Raw genomic sequence first — 21,318 nt, forward strand, 5'->3', positions numbered from 1 at the left:
AGCAAACATCCTTGCTATACCAGATGGTGTGTCAGTAATGGTTGTATAAGCGAAGCAAAGATAGCGAACAATCCCACCTTTGTTTTTTAATATTGAAATATTAAAACGTTAAAAATATTTAAAAGTTGCATAATTCTGATTACTGTGGTATATTTATTAACGAAAAATTTTTATATGGTTATAGATTGGAAACGCACACTCCTCGAATGATAACGAACAACACATTTATTATTATTTTAGGAGGTTTTTTATGCCAAAAAACAAATTTCAGGATGTCATTTTCACTGCCATTATGGCCACCATTATGGTATATGGAATGATTGTCTACAATGTCGCTTTGAATATGGGACGTGTCACTGGGACTACTTTCCTTGCCGCCCTACACGAGATGCCAATCATGCTTCCCATTGCTTTCGTTTTAGAATTTTTCGTGGTGGGAAAGCTGGCACGAATGCTCGCATTTAAAGTTATGACACCAGAGGACCGGCCTCAATTCATCACCTATGCTATCTCCATCTCCATTTGCTGTATCATGTGCCCCATTATGAGTCTCATTGCAACTGTACTGTTCAAAGAGCCAGGTTTCGGGACATGGATACAAACTTGGGCTATGAATTTCCCTATGGCGATTTTATATCAGCTATTCTACTGCGGGCCACTTGCCAGACTGATTTTCAGATTGATTTTCAAATAAAAAGTATATTTTACAAACGATGAAATCTTGACTGTTATCCCCATGATCGCATCGTTTGTAACATAAAGAAATAAATTTGTTATTAGCTCCAACAGCTCATCTACGGACAATTCTTTTCCCCTGTGCATCATCCCCTTTTATATTTTTAATATGTTACGCTACTCCTTTCCGGTTCTGCGGAGCTTTTTCCTGTTTTTTCATCTTGATATCAGAACATTTGTTCGATATAATGTAATTATAAATTCCGAGCATATATTCGGTTGCTTTTTGTCCATTTTATTAAAATAAATTTTATTACAGGTTATTATGTAAACTGTGATTGTACAATTACATCCGTTGGAAGTGTGGTGACTATTTTGGATAAGATCAGGCATGACAAAAACAGTGTGGAAGAATGGGGTAATTATAAAGGAGCGATTCCCGTCATAAGTTCTACGAATACGCATGGCGAAACCAGATTACTATATATTGGCCTAACAGATGAGAATGGAATGCAGCATACCATCCCAATACTTAAGACAGTAGATATTGTTAACCAAATTCATCATGTTGTGTACTATGTCATATTTGAATTTCAAGGAAAAAAGTATAGGAGCAAGATTGAGTATGACAAAACCTTTATGTACTGGCAACAAACACCATTTTGGAACAGATTGGAGGAAGAACGCTTTGAGCAGATTTAAGATAGGGAATACATACTGCTTGATTAAGGCGACATAATTCTTGGGAGCCTTTCAGCTCCCATCCAACGATTTTTAAACTCATTCAACGGATATGCAAGCGGTTATGATTCATGGCACTTTTGCTGAACCATCAGCTGCCGCTTATTGGGAGGAAATATGGAAAAAGATTATAAGGTTTTATTTACCCCAGCTAAGATTGGAAACTGTGAAATTAAAAATCGTTTTATCATGGTTCCAATGGAGCCAACATCAATTTTTGAGTGGACCATAAAACCGGAAGGCTTTACTTCCCATGCTCATGACCTACTTGTAAACCGTGCCAGGGATGGAGTAGGATTAATTATCCCGGGAGCTGTGATGGTTTGGACTACCCTACTTCTTCCTTCTAATCAGAATTGCACTAACAATACCAGTGCAGCCTGCCAGTGCAAGTACCGCCCACAGCATTACATTTGCTGTATCTCCGGTTTGCACTGCTCCAGCCTCATTTCCAGCCGGTCTAGATTCCGGTTTTTTGTCCAGTGTTGGATCTGGTTTTTGTTCTGGTTTCGGATCCGGTGTCGGTTTTTCGTCTTCTTCCTTTACCAGATTCTCCAATGCCTTAGCAAGACTTGCTCTTGCTGCCTCAACATTTTCTTCTGTTGCATCTTTGTCTTCCGATACAACCTGTGCTGCTTTCAATGCATCCTGCATTGCCTTCCAGCTCTCAGCAGTATAATCTTTCTCTTTCAGCGTTTCTGCCTCTTTGATTACTTTTTCCAAAGCACTCTTATCAACCGGCTCTGGTTTCAGTTCCAATGCTTCGATTGCTTCCAGCACTTTTTCTTCCATGGCATCTACTGTTTCCTGATCCACATCAGCATTTTCCAGCATTGCTTCTGCTCTTTCTACAACTGCAATCAGTGCATTCCAAGTCTCTTCTGTATACTTTGTCTGATCTTCAGATTTTGCACTTTCAATCGCTGTCTCTAATCCTTCTTTATCAACCGGCATTACCATCTGCAATTTTACAGTATGGCTTGCTCCCATAGAACCAGCTACATTAACAGAAAGTTTCACTGTATCTCCAACTTCATTTACTGTCACTGTCTCGTCCTGAGAAACAACTGCCTCACATGGAACATCCACTGTCAACTCAATGGTTCCGTTGTTTTCCTGTGTCGGATCTGATACTGCAATTTCCAGGATTCCGTCTTTTGTTTTCTGCATCATAACTGATGCTTTTTTATTAGAAGTAATTCCGGCTGCTGCATTTTCACCGTCGTTCCAGAAGTTCACTCCTGTCATATCTAAACCTTTGTGATGAACTGCATGGACATTGTCGTCATTTGCCAATACTTCTACCTGAGATTCTTCCGCATAAGCTTTTGTCTCATCCGTTGTTGCTCCAGGCAGGATGACATATTCATAAGATGCCCCTTTCGGTTTTGCGCCATGGTCAAACCACAATGTCGCATAACCACCGCTTACTTCCTTATCCTCTGTTGTACTCTGTGTACTGTAATTAGATTCTCTGAATTCTTTTAATGCATGAATGGTTGTGTTTTCTTCCGGGAAATAATATCCGATAGCAGAATTCTCTGTATTTCCCTGAATATGTGCCCACTGTGCATCCTTAATTTCTGTTCCATGTTTGTCTGCATTATCGCTGTTATCCACGATATTCTGTGCAGTTCCATTGATGGTAATTTCATTAGACAAATCTTCTTTGATCTGACGATTGTCAATGATTGTCTCTACACAGTTCCCTGTTGTAGATGTTACGCTGCTTCCGACTGCCACAATCTCATCATCAAACATAAACCAGGATTTCTTAGACTCCGCTCCGGTTAACTGATTCCCATTTCCTTTATTTTCATTTCCAAGTGACTTCATCTGCACGCCGGCAACACCATAATTTCCAAGTGTCACGCCGCCCGCCCAGCTATACGGTGTTCTTCCGGACTCAGCATATGTTGTAAAATCTTTTCTGCTAAGTGCTCGTTCAACGGTTGTTCCCGGAAGACGGTGAGGATCAATTGTTACCCAATATCCATTGGTATACTGATTCAAATCATCGGTATACAGATAGGTCATTCCATCTGCAATGTTCCATATCTTTAAACCTTCTCCATTGTAATTTTCAAATTTACTCTGGCGGGTAGAACTCATCGAAACATTAAGCATATACCCCGGTCGTACATGGGAAATACGATCCATTCCTGCATATGTCTTATGCACTGCATAATTATCACGCGGAGCAATACTGCTGTCATTGAGCAGATTCTTTGCCAGCTGAATCGTTGTAATATTTCCTGTATGTGCAAAATAGTAATCTACATCTGTCAGAATAAAGTCTTTTGCAAAACTGTCAAATTCTGCTTTCATCTCTCCCTTCATGGAAGCTCCAATCGGAAGGATTGCATTGAGTACATAGACCGCACGTGTACGTGTATCTGCTGTAGAACGTACAATGCCTCGTCCCGCTGTACTATCTGCTATTTGCATATCGTACATTAACGGCTCAATAGAATTGAAGATGGTATCATAGATCATCTGTTCACTGCCGTCTTCATACTGGATTGCCCATGGTGTTCCATCCAGCATATAGAAGAACACTCCGATTCCTCCATACAATTTTTCCCCATATCCGGCAGTATATGCCAGCGTATGATGCTGGATAAAGGAACCATCTGCATAAAATCCATCATCTTTTGTTACGTAATTGTAAACACCCTTCTGTGCATTTTTTACATACTCCAATTTATTTGCATCATTTGTCAGCACACCGGTCTGTGCAACAGCTAATGCCTTATCCAACAGATTTGCTCCTGTCATCGTTGGCGAACCAGGAATCCCGGCTGAACCACAGTTTCCTGCGTATCGATCCAGTCCTGTCATATAATGATCCATCTGCTCCTTGGTCAGGCTATCCTGCACAATCATCAGCGTAGCTGCCAGCGCCTGCGAATTACCAATTTCCCAATGATACCAGTTTCCCCAATCTGTACTTGTGCTGCCGTTATAATATGTATCTACCATAAAATCAAGACCTGAGATGATCTCCTGCAGCAACGTTTCATTTTGATACAAATCACATCCTGCTGTCTCATAAGCAAGTGCTAAGTCTTTCAGTCTCTGGAAATTCGTTGTCACATTTCCTGAACTCACTCTTGCATCTGCACTTGTATCCGTATAGACCGTAATTGGATGAGAATCCCAGAGCTGCTTCCGGTCTGTCTTATTGCTCTTATTCATCTCTTCCCAATATTTATTCGCTGTCTTATTGACAGAAGCTACGTATTTCTGAACAGATGCATCGTTCAGATCCAATTCTGAACCAACGATGTAATCATGCCATTTTTTGCGAAGATTCTCAAAATAAGCATCATACTGCGCTTTCTCTGCATCGTAAGCTAACTCCAGCGCCGGTCCCTGACCTTCTGTTGTATGACGGATAAAATATAAGGCATGATCTCCCCCTTGCGGAATCGGAAAACTTAGTTCCAGACTAATTGCCTTCTCTCCCGCATTTAATGCCTTCTGCACTGCCTCGCTAATATCAATGTTCATTATATTGTCTTCATCGATATTGGTCTGATAAGCAGAAGCGGCTTTCTCTTTCACTTCCGGCATGGTATTCCATGTCATTTCCGGATTCCATCCCGTCTCTGTCGTATACACGTCCATGCAGTCAGTGTCATTATATTCTTTGCCCAATTGTTTTACATGCAATTTTAGAATTGCTGTATTATATTCCGGTGATGCTCCTGTTAAATCAAACTCCACTAACCCTTTTCGATGATATTTTGATTCAAGTGAAGCCTTTTCCGGCGTCTTAACTACAATATTGCCGCCATTCATGACTTTATCTGCATCAGCGCCGCCTTGTACATAAACATCTTTTTCTGTGGAAATTACCAATGGCTCGATATCTGCCGCGGCAACTGTTCCACCAGTAGGAAATAATGACAGCAGCATCGCTCCGGCAAGCCCAAGAGCCATGCCCTGTCCAAACTTTTTCCTGTTCATCGCTATATCCTCCTGTTTAAAAAAAGAGACTGATGCTCCGTAACGGACACATCAGCCTCTTCATTGTGTGCTTCCTTTACTTCAATAGCTGCATTTTAGACCCTTGTTATCGTCTTCTGTTATTATCTTCTGCTGCCTCTGGTATTTTTCTTTCTGATTACCACCATTGCGATAACTGCTGCGCCTGCTGCTGCAACAATCGCTGCCCACAATATGATATTTGTTGTGTCGCCAGTCTTCACTGTAGTAGTCTGATCTGGTTTGTTTGCATTGGAACCATTATTTCCGGAATTATTATTTCCAGCATTATTGTTTCCAGCATTACCGTTTCCGCCCTCATCCGGATCCTGTGTTGGAGTCGGTGTTACCTCTCCGCCTTCTTTGTAACCGCAAACATCACATGTACCATCTTCATCTGCATCTACATGAGCTGCCGGAATAACTGTTTCCTGAACATCTTCGATTGGCTGTGTTCCTTCTTTATCCCAGAAGTATTTTTCGCATCCTGTACACTTATAGTGCTCTTTTACTCCGTCCTCTGTACATGTGGCTGCCTTAGCTTCAATTTTTTCCATTTCATGCACATGTGACTCTGCGTCGGACTGGAATGGTCCGATATCCACACTCTTCAGGGCAGTAATGTCATTCTTGAAGAAGTCTTTTGTCAGTGGCAGAACTGCATCTGTCTGCTCTTTGTAAGAATAATAGTTATCCCCCTTCTTCTCACGCATAGCAACTACCATTTCATCTACGTCGATACCTGCGCCTACAGCCGGGTTCTTACTCAGCAGTCCGTTTTCTTTCAGTTTGATTCCTTGGAACTGTGTCAGATCGAATCCACCTGTCGGTACTTTAACAGCCTTTCCTCCTTCCGGAGTAAATGCTACGCCGGCGCCCTTTTTGTACTCAAGTTTTTCAACGTTAACACCCGTAATATCACTTCTTCCAAGCAATGCTTTTACAGGCTGTGCTTCCATAAATCCATCAAGATTAACAAATACCTTGTCCAGATCTTCTACAGATATCTCAACGTTATCCTTCAACTCTACCGTAGAACCATCAACGATTGTATCCAGAATTCCTTCTGTAAACAGGTTGTTGTAAATTTCACCTGACAATTTCGGATTCTGAACAACTCCATCAGAAGAACCATTGATATGGAAGTCATACTTATAATCATATCCATCTTCTGCATGAGCACCCTTCTGCTGAAGTCCATTCGGTGCAATCATAATGTTGTTAAAGAAGTGTGTTGTATTAGATCCACCACCAAAGACTGTTGACAGATCTTTACCAAGGATAAACAGGTTGTTGTAGATTGCGTCCGGCGCTCCTGCATAATGGAACAGACCATTCTGACTCTCTCCTCCATCAAGACCATATCCCTGAGAATCTTCTACACTGACATTGTAACGAACCAATGTACCATCATCTGCTGTTGACATAATCAACAGGAAACCACCGTTGTTGCGGTATGTATAGTTGTACTGGAATACCGTACCCCAGCAGAACATATCTGCGTCAAATGCCTCAGAGTCGTTACATGTCCATACGTTGTTGACTGCTTCGTTGTACTGTGCCACAGAATCTTTTGTTCCGATGAACCACAGACCTGCAAAGTTGGTAGTTGGCAATGTAATCGGAGCCTTACGGTTACCCATGTCTTTTGCCACTGCACCTGTTTTTGTCTCAACGTCTCTACATCCATTCTGTACGCCGCTTCCGGCAGCCCATGAGATGTTATGATTTTTTGATTTGTCTGCTGCATAGTAGGAATAACCTGCATCTGACAGGTAGTTGTTTGCAATCTCACACTGATTTGCAGAGGAAAGTACAATACCGTCTCCCGGTACACCTACGATAAAGTTGTTGTTTGCTGTCACGTCTTCCATATAAGACGGGAACTGGGTTCTTGTATCTCCCTGCCATGCCAGAACGTCGTTACGGATACCTTCTACATCACAGTACATAACGATATTCTTGTCCATATGTAAATCATCATACGGTCCATACGCATTGATACCACCGCTCATTTTACCGCCGCGGCCTACAGCTCCGTTCTTTGGATGATAACCTACTACGTCATGGATATAGCAATCTTCAATTACTATATGCTGCAGTTTGCCTGCGCGATAAAACGCCTGCTCTCTTTCTGCATTAGAAAGTTTTACAGCATCTTCTACTGAGATATCCTGTACTTCCATGTAATCATGAATTACAGCAATACCATTACGTCCTGTAGCACCCTTCTGCATCTCTTTTGCATAGTTTGTAACCTCAACACCGCGAACTTCCCACTGCTCAACGTTGAACAGCTCGATAGTTCCTGACGGATAGAATGCGCGCCATGTATCGAAAGCCGCATAACTGTGTGCCTCAAGATCGGCAATTGTACCGTTACCATTCAGTACCGGTCTCTTAGAAGAATCACCTCCGTCATTGTACTTTGTAAGTACGATCGGTTTTCCTTCAGCTCCGGAACCTTCCGGACGGAACTGTACTCCATTCCAAGTACTTTTTGCATCTAAATAGATGTGATCTCCAGGGCCAAATGTTACACTCTGAAGTTTATCAAATGTCTTCCATGCTGTTTCCGGTGTATGTCCATCATCGCTGTCATCACCGTTGTTTGACAGATAATAATCTGTAGCAACATGTTCTGTAACATCTACTGTAACAGGTACTTTGATTTCTGTACCTTCTTTTGTAACCAGAACAACTTCTGTTTCACCATCTGTCATTCCTTTGATTGCTGCCGCATCCAGAACCACTTTGTATCCCTTCATCTCTGCCGGATACTGTGTTGCGTTCTGTGGAGCTTTTCCTTTTCCTGCTGTCCAGAGTTTCTTAGAAGTCGGCATACCGTTTACCAGTACATCTACGATATCTGTCTCCCCTTCCATATAAGGAGAAATATAGATTGTCTGATCTTTTGGATATGTCTTATCTACTGTAAGACGATCAGGTGTTACTGTGTACTGAACACCAATTACCGGGATTTCAACAGACTCCAGAGTTGCCTCTTTCACTGCTGTACCATTCTTAACAACAGATACGCCGTCGATGAAATGTCTGTCCGAAATCTCACTCATGTTTGTTGCATTGTTGTTCCAGTTGTCACGAATTGCAAGTCTGTTCAAAGACGTGATTTGTTCGTTATTTTCAACCTTTACAAGATTCTTATCTGTAGAATCTTTTTCAACTTTCGGGTTTGTAGAAACTACTTTTCCGTCAATCATCATTGTAAGACCTTTTGTTTCATCAATTGCCCACTGGAATTTGTGCCAGTCAGCTGTTCTCTCAACATCAGTAGTTCCCCAGCCATAGTTGTTATATGTATAACCTTTAATACGAGTACCATAATGTGTCTTTGTCATGTTGTCTACAAGCGGAGCAATGGTGCCGTCATAGAAGATTCCCAAAGGTGCATCATCATTATTATTGATACCGAATCCCCATTTTGTCTGATCAGCGCCGCCGTTTGCATCATAGTAATATGCTGTAACAGTAACATTGGTTACTTCATCCAGATTTTTAGCCGGTGAACCAATATTGGTGCTTGTTGCTGATGCTGCATAACGACCAAACAAAGAACCTTTGTCGCTGTGTTTGTATAAACCAGCGTCTCCATCAGTAAACTGTTTCTCGCCTTCAAAACTGTCTGTGAATACAACACCTGCTTCATCATAGTATTTTACCTTAGCAGTAACTTTCACAGTTTCATCTGCTGCTGGTTTGTATCCCTCTTTCAGTGTCAAAGTACCGTCTTTTCCTACGATCACGTTTTCATTGTTTGTTGTATATTCAACACTCTCAATTGCAACGTTATCTGCATTGTCAAGATAAACCTTACCAGTTTCTCCCTTTGTAAGACTTCCACTGTTGTCTGCACCGAATGTAAGTTTCATTTCATCAGATTGTTCTGTGACATCACTGTCAACTGTTACAGTCATTGTAAGAGAGTCATCTGTCTTGATCTCGCCAGCGTTAGATTTCAGGATATACATATCGTCAATGAAATGTTTTCCTTCTACCCATGTCATCACATCTGCTTTGTTTGCCCAGTTTGTAGCAACCGCAGCTTTATTGATTGTCTTTACGCCTGTTACAAGAAGCGGTGTATCTTCTCCTGCAAAGCACACAGCATTACCATCGATGAATGCCTTTGTTCCTTCAGCAGTAACTTCTGCTTCCATCTTATGCCAGCCCGGTGTTCTCTGGATATTCGTCGGTCTCCATGTTCCCGCCTCACGAACGGTATATGTTTTCAGATACTGTGTTTTATCATCAGTCTCTGTACTTGACGGAACTCCAACTCCCATCAGGAAATTACTGTATCCATTGATTGCCATACCGAACTTAATCTGGTCAAATTCATCAGTAATAATGCTGTTATCCATCTCCTCCGGTGTTGCCGGATCATAGTACCAGAACACAAGACGTCCTGTGCTGTTCACATCAGCTGACCACATTCCGTCTTTGCACTGTACGGAATTTGTTGTACCTGACTTCAGTCCGTTGTGTGCTTTATCAGCTGTATGTGTCAGGCCATACATACCTGCCTGAGATGGTTTCAGACTTCCGTCTATTTCCAGACCATCACTCCATAACAGCTGGTCTTCTGAATAATATTTTGCAGACGCGCCGATTGTGATTTTATCACCCTTTGCGGTTGTCTTTCCTGGTTTCAATGTCAGATAACCATCAGCTGACAATTCATATTTATCGCCACCCTCTGTAATCTGATAAGAAGCAGTATCAAGTGCTGCTCCGCTTTCTGCCGCATCTACATATACGCGGACTTCGTCTTTTCCATTCCATGCTGCCGCATCTGCTCCATAGAGCTTCAAAGACAGGCCTGTCGGATCTGCTGCATATGTTGTCATTGATACAGTTGGAACCATACTGACACAAAGTCCCAATGCAAGCAGTCCACTCAGAATTTTTTTTCCTAACCTTTTTCTTTGCATGTGCATTTCTTTCTCATTTCCCTCCTTTTGTTTGATATAGTTCTCTTCGTTCTGTCTGCATTCTTACAATACAGCTCAGAACATTTATAAATAACAGAAGTGAATCTGTTTTTTACGGCATCTCCAGTGCATCGTAATGCTCCTCATCAATCACAACTTCCGCATCTTCTGTCATTTTCTCAACCCATTCTGCAACTTCTGCTCTTGCATAGAATGTGCGAAGTGATTTTTCTGCCTCATCATAAGAAGCATAGCCTAAGCTTTCTACCCCTTGAAACTCAATACTTGCTTCTCTTCCATCGTATATATAATAGTCAATGGATTCTCCCGGCTGCATCATGGAAAAATAATTGTAGATCAAATCTTCCTTGACTTCCTCTCCCTTTCCGATTTCCCGGGTATTTTGTTCCACTGTTTCTGTTGTTCCATCCGCATAATGAACGGTATATTTGTAAATTTCTCCCAGTGAAAAACTTTCTTTATATTCTTCATACAAAGCTTCCAGCTCCTCTTTTGGAGGACTGGTCTTTTCAATCTGTCGATTCTCCAGCTCTGCGCGGGCACCGCCGCTCAAATATTGATAATAGGTAAATGGAGAATATTCCTCTACGCCGTAGAATGTCTCACCGTTATCTTTCTTCTCGGCACGATCTTTATTTTCCTTCTCCATATCTTTCATCATCTCATCGTAGTCTTTGTATTCCAGAATATCCTCTTCCGATGCCAGGATGAATTCTATCTTTGCTTCTTTCACCTGTGCCAGCGCCCTGTCTTTCGCATAATCAAGCGGTGTCTGCCCCTCTACTTCCGTTCGCCAGAATTCATCATTTGTTTCCATCTTGTAATTGGTCCAGTAATAATTTGTTGTAATTGCTTTCTGATCTCTCAAAAACATCAAAAACTCTTCTTCGGTTACTCCGTAGCCATCTACAGTCAACAAGTACTTCCCGTCTGTAAGTTCTCCGCTTTTTTCTTCTTTCTTTGCTGTCTCTTGTGTATTTTCTGCCTTCGTCTCTTCTTGTTTTCCACAGCCCCACTCCAGAACTGTAACCGCTCCCAGCATTGTCGCTGCTGCAAGAACTGCAAGTACTTTTTGTCTGTTCATGACTCTTCCCATCTTTGATTTTTGTTCTCGTTCTATACTTTTCCATACTTAACTTTTATTCTATAAATTTGTCCAAAATAGTCAATGAACTATCTTTGAGTCCTATTACTTTTTTCAAGCTATTTTCAATGCTACTATTACTTTTTTACACTTCTTGTACTTTTTTATTTCATGTGTAAATACCACTTAAAAAGGTGCAGAATCCTTCCCAACTTCGCTCATGTATTTACTCATTTCCAACATTCCACACACTGCGATTACTGCAGAAGAAGAGTCACGCGGTTCCTCGTCTCCGGTACCAAACTCCAGATCCCAGTACGGGCAGAGATCTTCCGGCAAATGCTCCAGAAAATATTGAGTAACGCGTTTAAAATATCCAATATATTCTTCCCGTTTTGTATAGCGGTAACCCATTGCAGTGCCATACACTCCCCATGCCTGTCCTCTTGCCCATGCAGAACCGTCCCGATAACCCTGGCATGTAGCCCCATGATCCGGCTCTCCTGTTTCCGGATTCATAAAGAAGGTATGCCATGTAGAATTGTCTTCACGAATCACATTTGCAAGTGCTGTATGGATGTGTTTTTCTGCAATATCTCTATATTTTTCAATTCCTGTCTCTTCAAATGCCCAGTATAAAAGCGGCAGATTCAACAGACAGTCAATGATAAAACGGTAGTTATCCGGTGCTCCCATCTTGCCCCATGCCTGCAAAAATTCTCCCTTCGGCTGAAAACGACTTACCAGATTATCTGCTGCAAGAAGTGCTGCCTTTTTCGCTTTTTCCATGCCGGTCAGTTTATATGCTGCAACACAGGATAAACTATACAAAAATCCCATGTCATGATGAGCCACATCAATTCTCTGTTCAATTCGATTCAAAAAGGAATCTACCTGAATTTCTCCCGCCTTTCTATAGAGTTCTTTTTCTCCCTCCGTCTTAGCATTTTCATAAGCCAGCCAGATTTCTCCGGTCCAGAACCCGGTTGTCCACTCTACATTTTCTCCCATCTTTCCTGCAAGAAATAAGCCGCCTGTTTCGGTCGTCTGTCCCTTGTAAAAATACCTTTTTTATTTCCATCCACACGTTTGATATTTTCTGCTGTTGCAAAATCCGCAAATACCCACACATGCTCTCCTGTAATATATGGAAGTGAATCAAATACTTCTCCATATGCTTTCATAAACGCCGTCTGATATTCTTCAGTAAATAATCGAGCATTGATATCATGCAGTCCCATAATTGTATCTGCGCCATACTCTCCAAGCATGATCGGCTTCTCCGGACATCTTTTATGAAAGCCTTCTAACTCCGCTTTTAATTTTGCCTTTGCTCCCTCTAGATTTCCTTCTGTATTATACCAGCCACGATATCTGTTCAACATAAGGAAATCACACAGCTCCGCAACTTTACAAGTCTCCGGCGTAGACCCCTCATAAGTCACAATCGTCACCGGACGATGTTGAATATCCTGCTCCTTCGTCAGGTTTACCAACGGTTCAAAATATTCTTTTGCTCCTTCTTCCTGGCTGGCAGGTTCATTCGCTACGGACCATGCAATCACACATGGATGGTTTTTATCTCTGCGCACCAGTTCTTCCATTACATCTCTATGATGCTTAGCTGTAGTCAATGTAGCCCATGTTCCCTGCGGATTTCCCCCCAGCAATCCCGTCGCTGTAAATCCGGTATTCAGCCCTACTGCCGGAGCTTCATCGATGACCAAAATTCCCAGTTTATCGCACAACTGCATCATCTCCTCACTGTTCGGATAATGTGCAGTACGGAAGGAATTTGCATTGATCCATTTTAACAATCCCAGATCCTTTGTCATCAGAGATAAATCCGTTCCTCTTCCATGAATTGCGCCTTCTTCATGTTTTCCAAAGCCTTTTAAGTATACCGGCTTTCCGTTTAATAAAATTCTGCAATTTTCAATCGCGATTTCACGAAATCCAAATGTTTCTTTATATTCATCTCCAATTCCACCCGCCGCCTCAAGACGAACTTCCAATTCATACAGATTCGGCTCTTCCGTAGACCATAATTTTATACCATCCAGTTTTGTTGCTCCACTATCGCCTTCACTCTCATATACGCAGTTTCCATTTGAATCCAGTACGCGGATATGAAGCCTGGACTCCTCTTTCTGCGCCCCCTCCACTGTTACTTTCCAAATAAGGGTGCCATCCATTTTTCCTGCAACCTCAATATCTTCAATGTAAGTCTTTGGAGTCGTATATAACCATACAGGGCGCATAATTCCTGTATAATTATAAAAATCAAAATTCGGGAGATTTATTGTCTTCGGAGCTAATCCAGGATATTCTTCCTGCTCCATTCTTCCGCATGGTAAGGTAGAATAATCTACAATATTATTTACAAACACAGTCAGGAGATTATCCCCGATGATTGCTTTTTCGGATATTTCAAAGGAAAACGGCAAAAATCCACCCTTATGTTTCCCCAGCACCTCTCCGTTTAAATACACTTCTGCTGTATGTGCGACACTTCCAAATCTTAAAACTAAGCGCTCTCTTTTCATTTGCTCTGTCACATGGATGGTTCTCTGATATACCATTTCCCCTACATGATCTGCAAATTTTTTTCCCGGATATATATCATTATAAGAAGATGGAACCGGCATTGGTCTTAATCCGGTCAAATGCAGCCCCGCTTCATCTCGTTTCTCGCCTGCATGCTCTAATAACTTAAAATCCCAAATTCCATTCAGATCAAACACCATCCGGCCAGATGACATTTTTGGATACAGCATTGATTTCAGCCTCCTTTTTTATTTCTCTCATTGATATTGAAGGACGCCTCATCGGAACAATTTTTCTGTTATACAGTTCATTGTCCGACAAGGCGTTCCTCTGATTCGTATTATTTCTCTTTAACTATCGTTTTCCAGCATTAACCCTTGATACCACTGCTTGCAATTCCCTGTACAAACTGTTTCTGTCCGATCAAGAAAATAATCAGCACCGGAATCAATGCCAGTACAGATACCGCCATTACAAGACCATACTCTGTCGAATATTGTCCGATAAACATCTTGATACCTAACTGAATTGTTTTATTTAACTCTGTATTAAAGTAAATCATTGGCCCCATGTAGTCATTCCAAATTGTTACAAATGTGAAAATGACCAATGTGGTCGCAGATGCTTTACTAAGTGGCAATACAATTTTTCTAAAGATACCGTATTCTGATAGACCATCAATTCTCGCCGCTTCCAAAAGCTCATCCGGAATCGATATAAATGCCTGTCTCATCAAGAATACACCAAACGCGTTAAAACTCTGCATTAATATATAACCGATATGTGTATCTACCAAATGCAGGTTGTTCATCAAAGAATACTGTGGAAGCATATATACCTGCCATGGAATAGCCATAGTAGCTACATAAAGCATAAATAAGATATTTCTTCCTTTAAATTTACATTTTGCAAAACCATATGCCGCAAAACTTGATGTAATCACCTGAATAATCGTAATAATTACAGTCAGTTTTATTGAGTTCAACGTAAATGTTAACAGTGGAATCTTCTCCCATACTTTTGAATAGTTGCTCCACTGCGGATTCTTTGGAATCCACTGAATTGGAACTGAAAACACTTCTTTGTCAAGTTTTAAAGAAGATGACAACATCCAAATCAAGGGTGTCAGTGTAGTGATTGTCAACACAATAAGCAGGATATAGAGAAGTGCTCTTTTTACAGGATTTTTCTTTCCTACCATTTTCCCAACCTCCTTAGTAGTTTACAATTTTCTTCTCAGCCTTAAACTGGAATGCAGTCAACAGTGCAACAATCAAGAACAGAATCATAGCCGCTGCTGATGATTTACCATAATCCCAAGAGATAAATGCCTGATTGTAAATATACTGGGAAATCATTGTTGAAGATGTTCCCGGTCCACCGTTTGTCATTAACCATACCAGGTCAAATACCTTGAAAGAATTAATAACAAGCATCATAACTACAAAGAAAGTACTTGGGCTAAGCAGTGGCCAGGTAATTTTCCAGAAACGTGTCCATCCGTTTGCTCCATCAAGTTCAGCTGCTTCATATAAACTTTGATCAATCCCTTGCAGACCTGCAAGATAAATAATCATAAAGTATCCCATGTTTCTCCATACATTTACAATGATTAATCCCGGAATAACCCATGTTGTAGACGCCAGCCATCCCGGCGGATTTGAAATTCCGATAAATTTCAAAAATTCATTCAACGGTCCATACTCTGGCTGCAGCATAGCATTAAATACAACTGATACCGCTACAACAGATGCTACGTATGGGAAGAATAATGCACTTCTGAAGAAACCTCTTGCCTTAATTTTCTGATTCAACAGAAGCGCCAGTCCTAATGATGCAATTACTGAAAACAATACAGTAAAGATTGTAAAGTACGCTGTCTGCCAAATAGAATCACGAAATACACTATCTTTAAATATGTCAACAAAATTCTGGATTCCTGCAAATTCGATCTCAGTAAAGCCATCCCAATGTGAGAAGCTCAGTGCTAGTGAGAACATGACAGGAATAAATATAAAAACGAAAAATCCGATGAAATTCGGCAGAATAAAGGAATATCCTACAAGATTTTGCCGAAGTGTCAGGGAAACACCTTTTTGTTTCTTTGCTTTCTTTTCCATTGTTTCTCCTTTTCTCTCTCACCCTGTTATCAAGTCATTTTAGGCATAAAATGAGCGACAGTCACCCCGCCGCCCATCTAACCATTCACTATTTACCCTGAATTTCTTTTGCGCGATCGCCCATTTCTGTTAATACATCATCAATTGGTTTCTCTTTGATCATGATCAGAGAGTGCTCTTCTGAAAGCATCTGGTTGATTTCTGCGGACTTAGAATCGATCGGTCTGTCAAGAACGATGTTTGTTGTCTTCAGCGCTTCTGCAGAACCTTCCGGCATTCCTTCTTTTGCTGCAATTGCGTCTAATGTTGTTTCATCCTGGTATGCTGGCATCTGTCCTCTTTCAACAAGGGCTGCAGAACCAACTTCTCCTGTTGCATATTTGATGAATTCCCAAGCTTCTTCTTTATGTTTAGAATTTGCATTGATTGCTAATGGTGTTGTAGAACCAACTGTGCTTCCTGCTTCTACTCCGTCTGGATGAGGCAGTGTTGCGATTCCCCAGTTAACATCTGTTTCACCAGCTTCTGCTTTTGTGATCATCATTGTCGAGAACCATGTTCCCATTGGCAATGTTGCTACTGTTCCCTGCTGGAATGGAGAAGCGTATGCGATATTACCTGTTTTCAATGTAGAGTAATCCATGATTGTTCCTGCATCCTGCATTCTCAAAGCCATCTCATAATATGGTTTCATGAAGCTATAGTCTGGTCCAAGGATTGTATTCTTTCCGTCCTGTACTGCCCAGTTCTCTACACATGCCTGCCATGTATGAAGGTATCCACCGTATACTTTGTTGTTTCCTTCACCACTTGTCAGTTTTGTACACATCTCTCCCCACTCTGTCCATGTCATGTCATTTGTAGGATATTCAACATTTGCTGCATCAAAGATGTCTTTGTTGTAGTACAATACATAGTAATCAGATTTGAATGGAAATGCTACCTGTTTTCCATCCAGATTGAAATCATCATAAGAAATGTACTTGTCTGTGTTGATTCCATCTTTCTCAATGTAAGACGTCAAATCTTCTAACTGTCCTTTTTTAGCAAATGATGGTGTAGAATCTGAATCTTTTACATATACGATATCGCAATCGTTTCCACCATTTAACATTGTAGACAACTTGTTCATGTAGTCAGCTGCTGCTACATCAACCATGTTAATCTTAATGTTCGGGTTCTCAGCCTCGAATCCCTCAATAATGTCCTGTAAGTACAGGTTCTGCGCTGAATCCCAAACTGGGAATGTTAATGTTACCTTCTCTCCCTCTTTTCCCTCGTCAGCTGGTTTCTCTTCTTTGCTTCCACATCCTGCAAGCAAAGTCGTTGCTGTCATTGTTGTCACAAGACCAAATGCAACTGTCTTCAAAAACTTATTCTTCATTTCATTTCCTCCTAGAAATTTTCGTCTTTACATCTTAAAATGTAAACCTTATTATCTTTAAGCTGATTTGATTATATAAACTTTCCATAAAGAATGAAATTAAGAAAGCAAGGGAATACTTGTAATTTTTTTAACTTTCGCTTTCCACACTGTTATTTTTTTACAATCTATGTATTTTTTTCATCCTCCATGCGTCTCTGATAATCCGTTGGTGACATTCCGATATATTTTCGAAAGACTTTTGAAAAATAATATGCATTTTCATATCCCAGGCGATATGCAATTTCCATTACCATCAACTCACCTTCCTCCAATAAGCGGCAGGCATACTCCATTTTTGTTTCATTTACATAATCAACAAAACTCTGATTGTATTCTCGTTTAAAAATTGTAGACAAATATCCTGCTGAAACGCCTACATATTCTGCTGTTTCCTGCAGACTGATACAGTCTTCCAGATGATCCACTACATACTTGCGCGCTTTTTGTGCCAGTGGATTTCCCGGCATATTTCCATTTCCAATCACATCATCTAAGGTATTGCGAAGCATTTCCAGCCAGGAAACTACTTGCTTTCTTGTACTGATATTATCAATTACTGCAATACTGCTGACTCTTTCATATGTAGATGTTTCCATTACCCCAAATTTGGCAAGCGCTGTGGAAGCCTCTCGATTTAACTCATTCAGCAGCCAGATAGCCTGACTCTTCTGATGTGCCGTATTCTGAATCCTCGCAATCACATTATCCATCAACGTATTGATTCCCTTTAAATTCCGCTGCATGATTTCATGATAAAGTTCCGATCCGATTCCCTTTAATCCCAGCGGTTCAAATTCCGTCTGTCCATTATTTTGATACTTTTCCTCCGGTATCCCAAGGTAATAACGCTCCAATAACGTCCGATATTCATTTGCGCACTGTTTCAGTTCGTCATACCCTTTATGTATTCCCGTCCGGAATACCTTACACTCGGTCTGTGTCACATTTTTCATAACACTTGGCAATTTTCGAGTAAACATCCCTGCCTTTTTCTCCCAGTTTCCACCCATTCCTTCATACACCTTCCACACAAAGAGTACAATGGAATGTGCCGAACCCACATCTAATAGAATATACGAACTTTTAAAAATATTTTCTGCTGTCTTTATCACCAATTCCTGAACCAGTTCCATGCGTTTTGCACGTTCCTCTTTCTCCGGCAATTCCCCTCCGGATATAAAAAATTCAAAAGGAATGTAAAAATACCCGTAGTCATTTAGAACTCCCGATTCTTTCAGTATTGTTACATACTCTTCTTTCTGTCCTCCGCCAAAAAAAAACAGTACTTCCTGCAGCACTCTGCTGATAATCTTTTTCCGTTCTTCCTGCTCCAGATAACTGACTGCATTTACCACTGTCTGCTGGGTCCGGTTCCCCCGCTCTGCTTTTGCCCGCGCCAGTGTTTCCTCAAGTTTTGGTGCTTCCAACCTGCTTTTCAGCAAATAATCTACAGCACGAAATTTCATTGCCTGACGAGCAAGTTCAAATTCTTCCAAATTTGTAAGCACAATAAATACAATATCCGGATATTCTTCATGCACTTTTCCCATCAAAGTGACACCATCCATCACAGGCATATTCAGGTCGATCAGCATAATATCTATTGGCATCGAATACACCTGATTCAGCGCATCTTGACCATTTCGCGCTGTTGCTACCAGCTCACAGTCATTTTTTTCCCAATCTACAAGAGACTTTATTCCCGATAAAATAATCGTTTCATCATCTACAATCATTACTTTATACATTATCTCTCCTCCCATTCTTTTGGAATATGTATGGTCACTCTTGCAAATTTTCCTTTTTCACCTTCATAAATCAGACCGTATTCTTCTCCATAAGTCATCCGTATACGCTCATCTACATTTACAATACCTACCCCACTCATCGCATTTTTATTTTTCGCTGTCACAACTTTGATAAATACCTCTTTATCAATACCGATGCCGTTATCCTCTACTGTAATATATAATTCTGTTTCTGTCTCGTTTGCTGATACCCGTACTTCTCCATAGGTTCCATTCGGCACAATTCCATGAAGAATCGCATTCTCAATCAATGGCTGCATGGACATTTTCACGATGAGGTAATCCATATATTTCTCAGGTATATCACAGATATAATCAAAGATTTCCATGTACCGGACTTGCTGCAATTTTACATAGTCAGCTACCAGAGACAGTTCTTCTCGCAAAGTAATCTTATCCCCGACTCCCTTTGCCATATTACGCAGCAAATCTTCCAGACTCATCACTGTATCTGCAATATTATCCGCTTTCTGAAACACAGCCATCCAGCGGATGGAATCTAATGTATTATACAAGAAATGTGGATTAATCTGTGCCTGAAGCGCATTCATCTCCAGCCGTTGTTTCTGCTCATACATTTCCTTTTGCTTTTTCATCAGCTCATTAATATGCCGCACAAGCATATTAAAGGCTTTCCCTATATCAGCAACTTCATCTTCTCCCTCTTCAATAGAAAGATCTGTCTTTAACTTTGTTTGATCCGTCATCCCTCCAATATGACGACTCAATCGCTGCAAAGGCTGGGTGATTCGTGTGGAAACCATACGTGAGACCGTCACTCCAATGCAGATTACAAGAATCAATGTCACAAAAATTACTGAAATAATATGGGCAACATCCTGAGAATACATGCTATTTTCTGACATGACATTTAAATCAAGTCCAAATGGCATATATGCCATACTGTTTAACTGCCATCTTATGGTTTTCACTTTTTCTTCATATATCTTCTGACATTCCTTTGAAGAATACCAGCCCCACTCTTTCTGATTGCGGTCCGTAATAATTACATTGGCAGAATCTTTATATGGTTCAAGAAAATCAACAAACATGTTCGTATTCAATTCCATATAGATATAATTATTGTCCGAACGATCCAATGGATAGGCATATACCAATTTCACCGTTCCCTTGTCCACCACTGATTCCGCTAAACAGATTTTTGCTTTTGACGCATCGTTTTTCTCTGCAAAAATCGCACTTGCAAAAACTCTTTCCACCGGAATAAAATCTTCTACTGACTTAATTGATATACACAGTCCGCTTCTGTTCACCAAAAGCATATCGTCAACATATTTTTTTACATTACTTCCTTCCAGTGAAAACCACATGGTTTTTTGAGCGTTAAGCGCATACTTTTTCTTTTCAACCGTATCAAACCATCCTCCGCTCATTGACCACTTGACGCTGTAACTGTTCTCCGCCGCCAAAGCCAGCACATCTAAAGCTTCTTGTGTTTCTTCCATTTGAGAATACACAACTGATAGATAACCTTTTTCGATCATCTTTTTCTTATCCATCAACTGATATCCTAATAAAATACTAATCACAATATTCGTGATCAAGCAAAACACTACAACCGGAAGCAAGATTGACAATAAGACTTTCAGTTGAAATTTATTTATTGTCCGCTTTTCCCTGTTCTTTTTCACTTTTCCGCTCATTCCACCACTTTTTCATCCTTTGTAACCATAATTATACCCTTTGCATCCCTCAAATTCAACCAATTCACTTTCAATCGTTTGACATTCGCTTGTAATATTTTACACAATTTGTAATTTTTTCTTCTTGATGTTTTATAACCTCCACTGAAGCAAAAAAATCCCCTGACAAACTTTATACAAAGTTGCCAGGGGATTTACATATTCTATTCTCTCAACAAATTACTGAAGTTTTTCGGATTCAGTTTTACACCAGGTCCCACCGTAAACCCAGTACATTCTCATTGCACCAC

The 21,318-nt window shown here is 40.7% G+C and carries 11 protein-coding genes and 1 pseudogene; 2 read left to right on the forward strand and 10 right to left on the reverse strand.

Annotated elements, in window-relative coordinates:
- Positions 1-250: 250 nt before the first annotated feature.
- Together KNL20_RS14735 and KNL20_RS14740 are read left to right on the forward strand one after the other, a co-directional pair.
- Positions 251-694 carry a DUF2798 domain-containing protein gene (locus KNL20_RS14735; protein WP_230398485.1) on the forward strand — a complete coding sequence of 148 codons (444 nt, stop codon included), beginning with the start codon at positions 251-253 and terminating at the stop codon, positions 692-694.
- A 356-nt stretch (positions 695-1,050) separates the two neighbouring features.
- The gene (locus KNL20_RS14740) at positions 1,051-1,377 is read left to right on the forward strand and encodes a hypothetical protein (RefSeq protein ID WP_230398486.1); all 327 of its coding nucleotides are present in this window, start codon (positions 1,051-1,053) and stop codon (positions 1,375-1,377) included.
- Between the two features lie 372 nt (positions 1,378-1,749).
- On the opposite strand, the gene KNL20_RS14750 is transcribed toward KNL20_RS14740, so the two are convergent.
- The 10 genes and pseudogenes from KNL20_RS14750 to KNL20_RS14795 form a co-directional block, all read right to left on the reverse strand.
- Positions 1,750-5,388, reverse strand: coding sequence for a polysaccharide lyase family 8 super-sandwich domain-containing protein (locus KNL20_RS14750; RefSeq protein ID WP_230398487.1), 3,639 nt, complete (start codon positions 5,386-5,388; stop codon positions 1,750-1,752).
- 122 nt (positions 5,389-5,510) lie between these two features.
- Positions 5,511-10,358 (reverse strand): hypothetical protein, encoded by a 4,848-nt coding sequence (locus KNL20_RS14755; protein WP_230398488.1) that lies wholly within the window; start codon positions 10,356-10,358, stop codon positions 5,511-5,513.
- 112 nt (positions 10,359-10,470) lie between these two features.
- Positions 10,471-11,463, reverse strand: coding sequence for a hypothetical protein (locus KNL20_RS14760; RefSeq protein ID WP_230398489.1), 993 nt, complete (start codon positions 11,461-11,463; stop codon positions 10,471-10,473).
- Positions 11,464-11,676: 213 nt separating this feature from the next.
- Positions 11,677-12,468 (reverse strand): annotated as a pseudogene (locus KNL20_RS14765) (glycoside hydrolase family 88 protein); the annotation flags it as partial.
- Positions 12,459-14,240: a beta-glucuronidase gene (gene uidA / locus KNL20_RS14770; protein ID WP_230398490.1), complete on the reverse strand. Its 1,782-nt coding sequence runs from the start codon at positions 14,238-14,240 to the stop codon at positions 12,459-12,461. The pseudogene KNL20_RS14765 and the gene uidA, both read right to left, overlap by 10 nt.
- A gap of 140 nt (positions 14,241-14,380) precedes the next feature.
- Positions 14,381-15,211: a carbohydrate ABC transporter permease gene (locus KNL20_RS14775; RefSeq protein WP_230398491.1), complete on the reverse strand. Its 831-nt coding sequence runs from the start codon at positions 15,209-15,211 to the stop codon at positions 14,381-14,383.
- Positions 15,212-15,224: 13 nt separating this feature from the next.
- On the reverse strand, positions 15,225-16,130 hold the full coding sequence (locus KNL20_RS14780; RefSeq protein WP_230398492.1) for a carbohydrate ABC transporter permease: 906 nt from the start codon (positions 16,128-16,130) through the stop codon (positions 15,225-15,227).
- 88 nt (positions 16,131-16,218) lie between these two features.
- Positions 16,219-17,514 carry an ABC transporter substrate-binding protein gene (locus KNL20_RS14785; protein WP_230398493.1) on the reverse strand — a complete coding sequence of 432 codons (1,296 nt, stop codon included), beginning with the start codon at positions 17,512-17,514 and terminating at the stop codon, positions 16,219-16,221.
- A 167-nt stretch (positions 17,515-17,681) separates the two neighbouring features.
- Positions 17,682-19,304, reverse strand: a complete 1,623-nt coding sequence (locus KNL20_RS14790; RefSeq protein WP_230398494.1) for a response regulator — start codon at positions 19,302-19,304, stop codon at positions 17,682-17,684.
- Positions 19,304-20,884 carry a sensor histidine kinase gene (locus KNL20_RS14795; RefSeq protein ID WP_230398495.1) on the reverse strand — a complete coding sequence of 527 codons (1,581 nt, stop codon included), beginning with the start codon at positions 20,882-20,884 and terminating at the stop codon, positions 19,304-19,306. Before KNL20_RS14795 ends, KNL20_RS14790 begins: the two co-directional genes overlap by 1 nt.
- Positions 20,885-21,318: the final 434 nt, after the last annotated feature.

Origin of the sequence: Novisyntrophococcus fermenticellae (assembly GCF_018866245.1) — a bacterium.
In the GTDB taxonomy this organism is placed as follows: Bacteria; Bacillota; Clostridia; order Lachnospirales; family Lachnospiraceae; genus Novisyntrophococcus; species Novisyntrophococcus fermenticellae.

Bases quoted from the DNA above. Each gene is read 5' to 3' on its own strand.
- uidA (WP_230398490.1), bottom strand. From the start codon at position 14,240: ATGCTGTATCCAAAAATGTCATCTGGCCGGATGGTGTTTGATCTGAAT.
- KNL20_RS14785 (WP_230398493.1), bottom strand. From the start codon at position 17,514: ATGAAGAATAAGTTTTTGAAGACAGTTGCATTTGGTCTTGTGACAACA.
- KNL20_RS14760 (WP_230398489.1), bottom strand. From the start codon at position 11,463: ATGAACAGACAAAAAGTACTTGCAGTTCTTGCAGCAGCGACAATGCTG.
- KNL20_RS14755 (WP_230398488.1), bottom strand. From the start codon at position 10,358: ATGCAAAGAAAAAGGTTAGGAAAAAAAATTCTGAGTGGACTGCTTGCA.
- KNL20_RS14775 (WP_230398491.1), bottom strand. From the start codon at position 15,211: ATGGTAGGAAAGAAAAATCCTGTAAAAAGAGCACTTCTCTATATCCTG.
- KNL20_RS14735 (WP_230398485.1), top strand. From the start codon at position 251: ATGCCAAAAAACAAATTTCAGGATGTCATTTTCACTGCCATTATGGCC.
- KNL20_RS14780 (WP_230398492.1), bottom strand. From the start codon at position 16,130: ATGGAAAAGAAAGCAAAGAAACAAAAAGGTGTTTCCCTGACACTTCGG.
- KNL20_RS14750 (WP_230398487.1), bottom strand. From the start codon at position 5,388: ATGAACAGGAAAAAGTTTGGACAGGGCATGGCTCTTGGGCTTGCCGGA.
- KNL20_RS14795 (WP_230398495.1), bottom strand. From the start codon at position 20,884: ATGGATAAGAAAAAGATGATCGAAAAAGGTTATCTATCAGTTGTGTAT.
- KNL20_RS14790 (WP_230398494.1), bottom strand. From the start codon at position 19,304: ATGTATAAAGTAATGATTGTAGATGATGAAACGATTATTTTATCGGGA.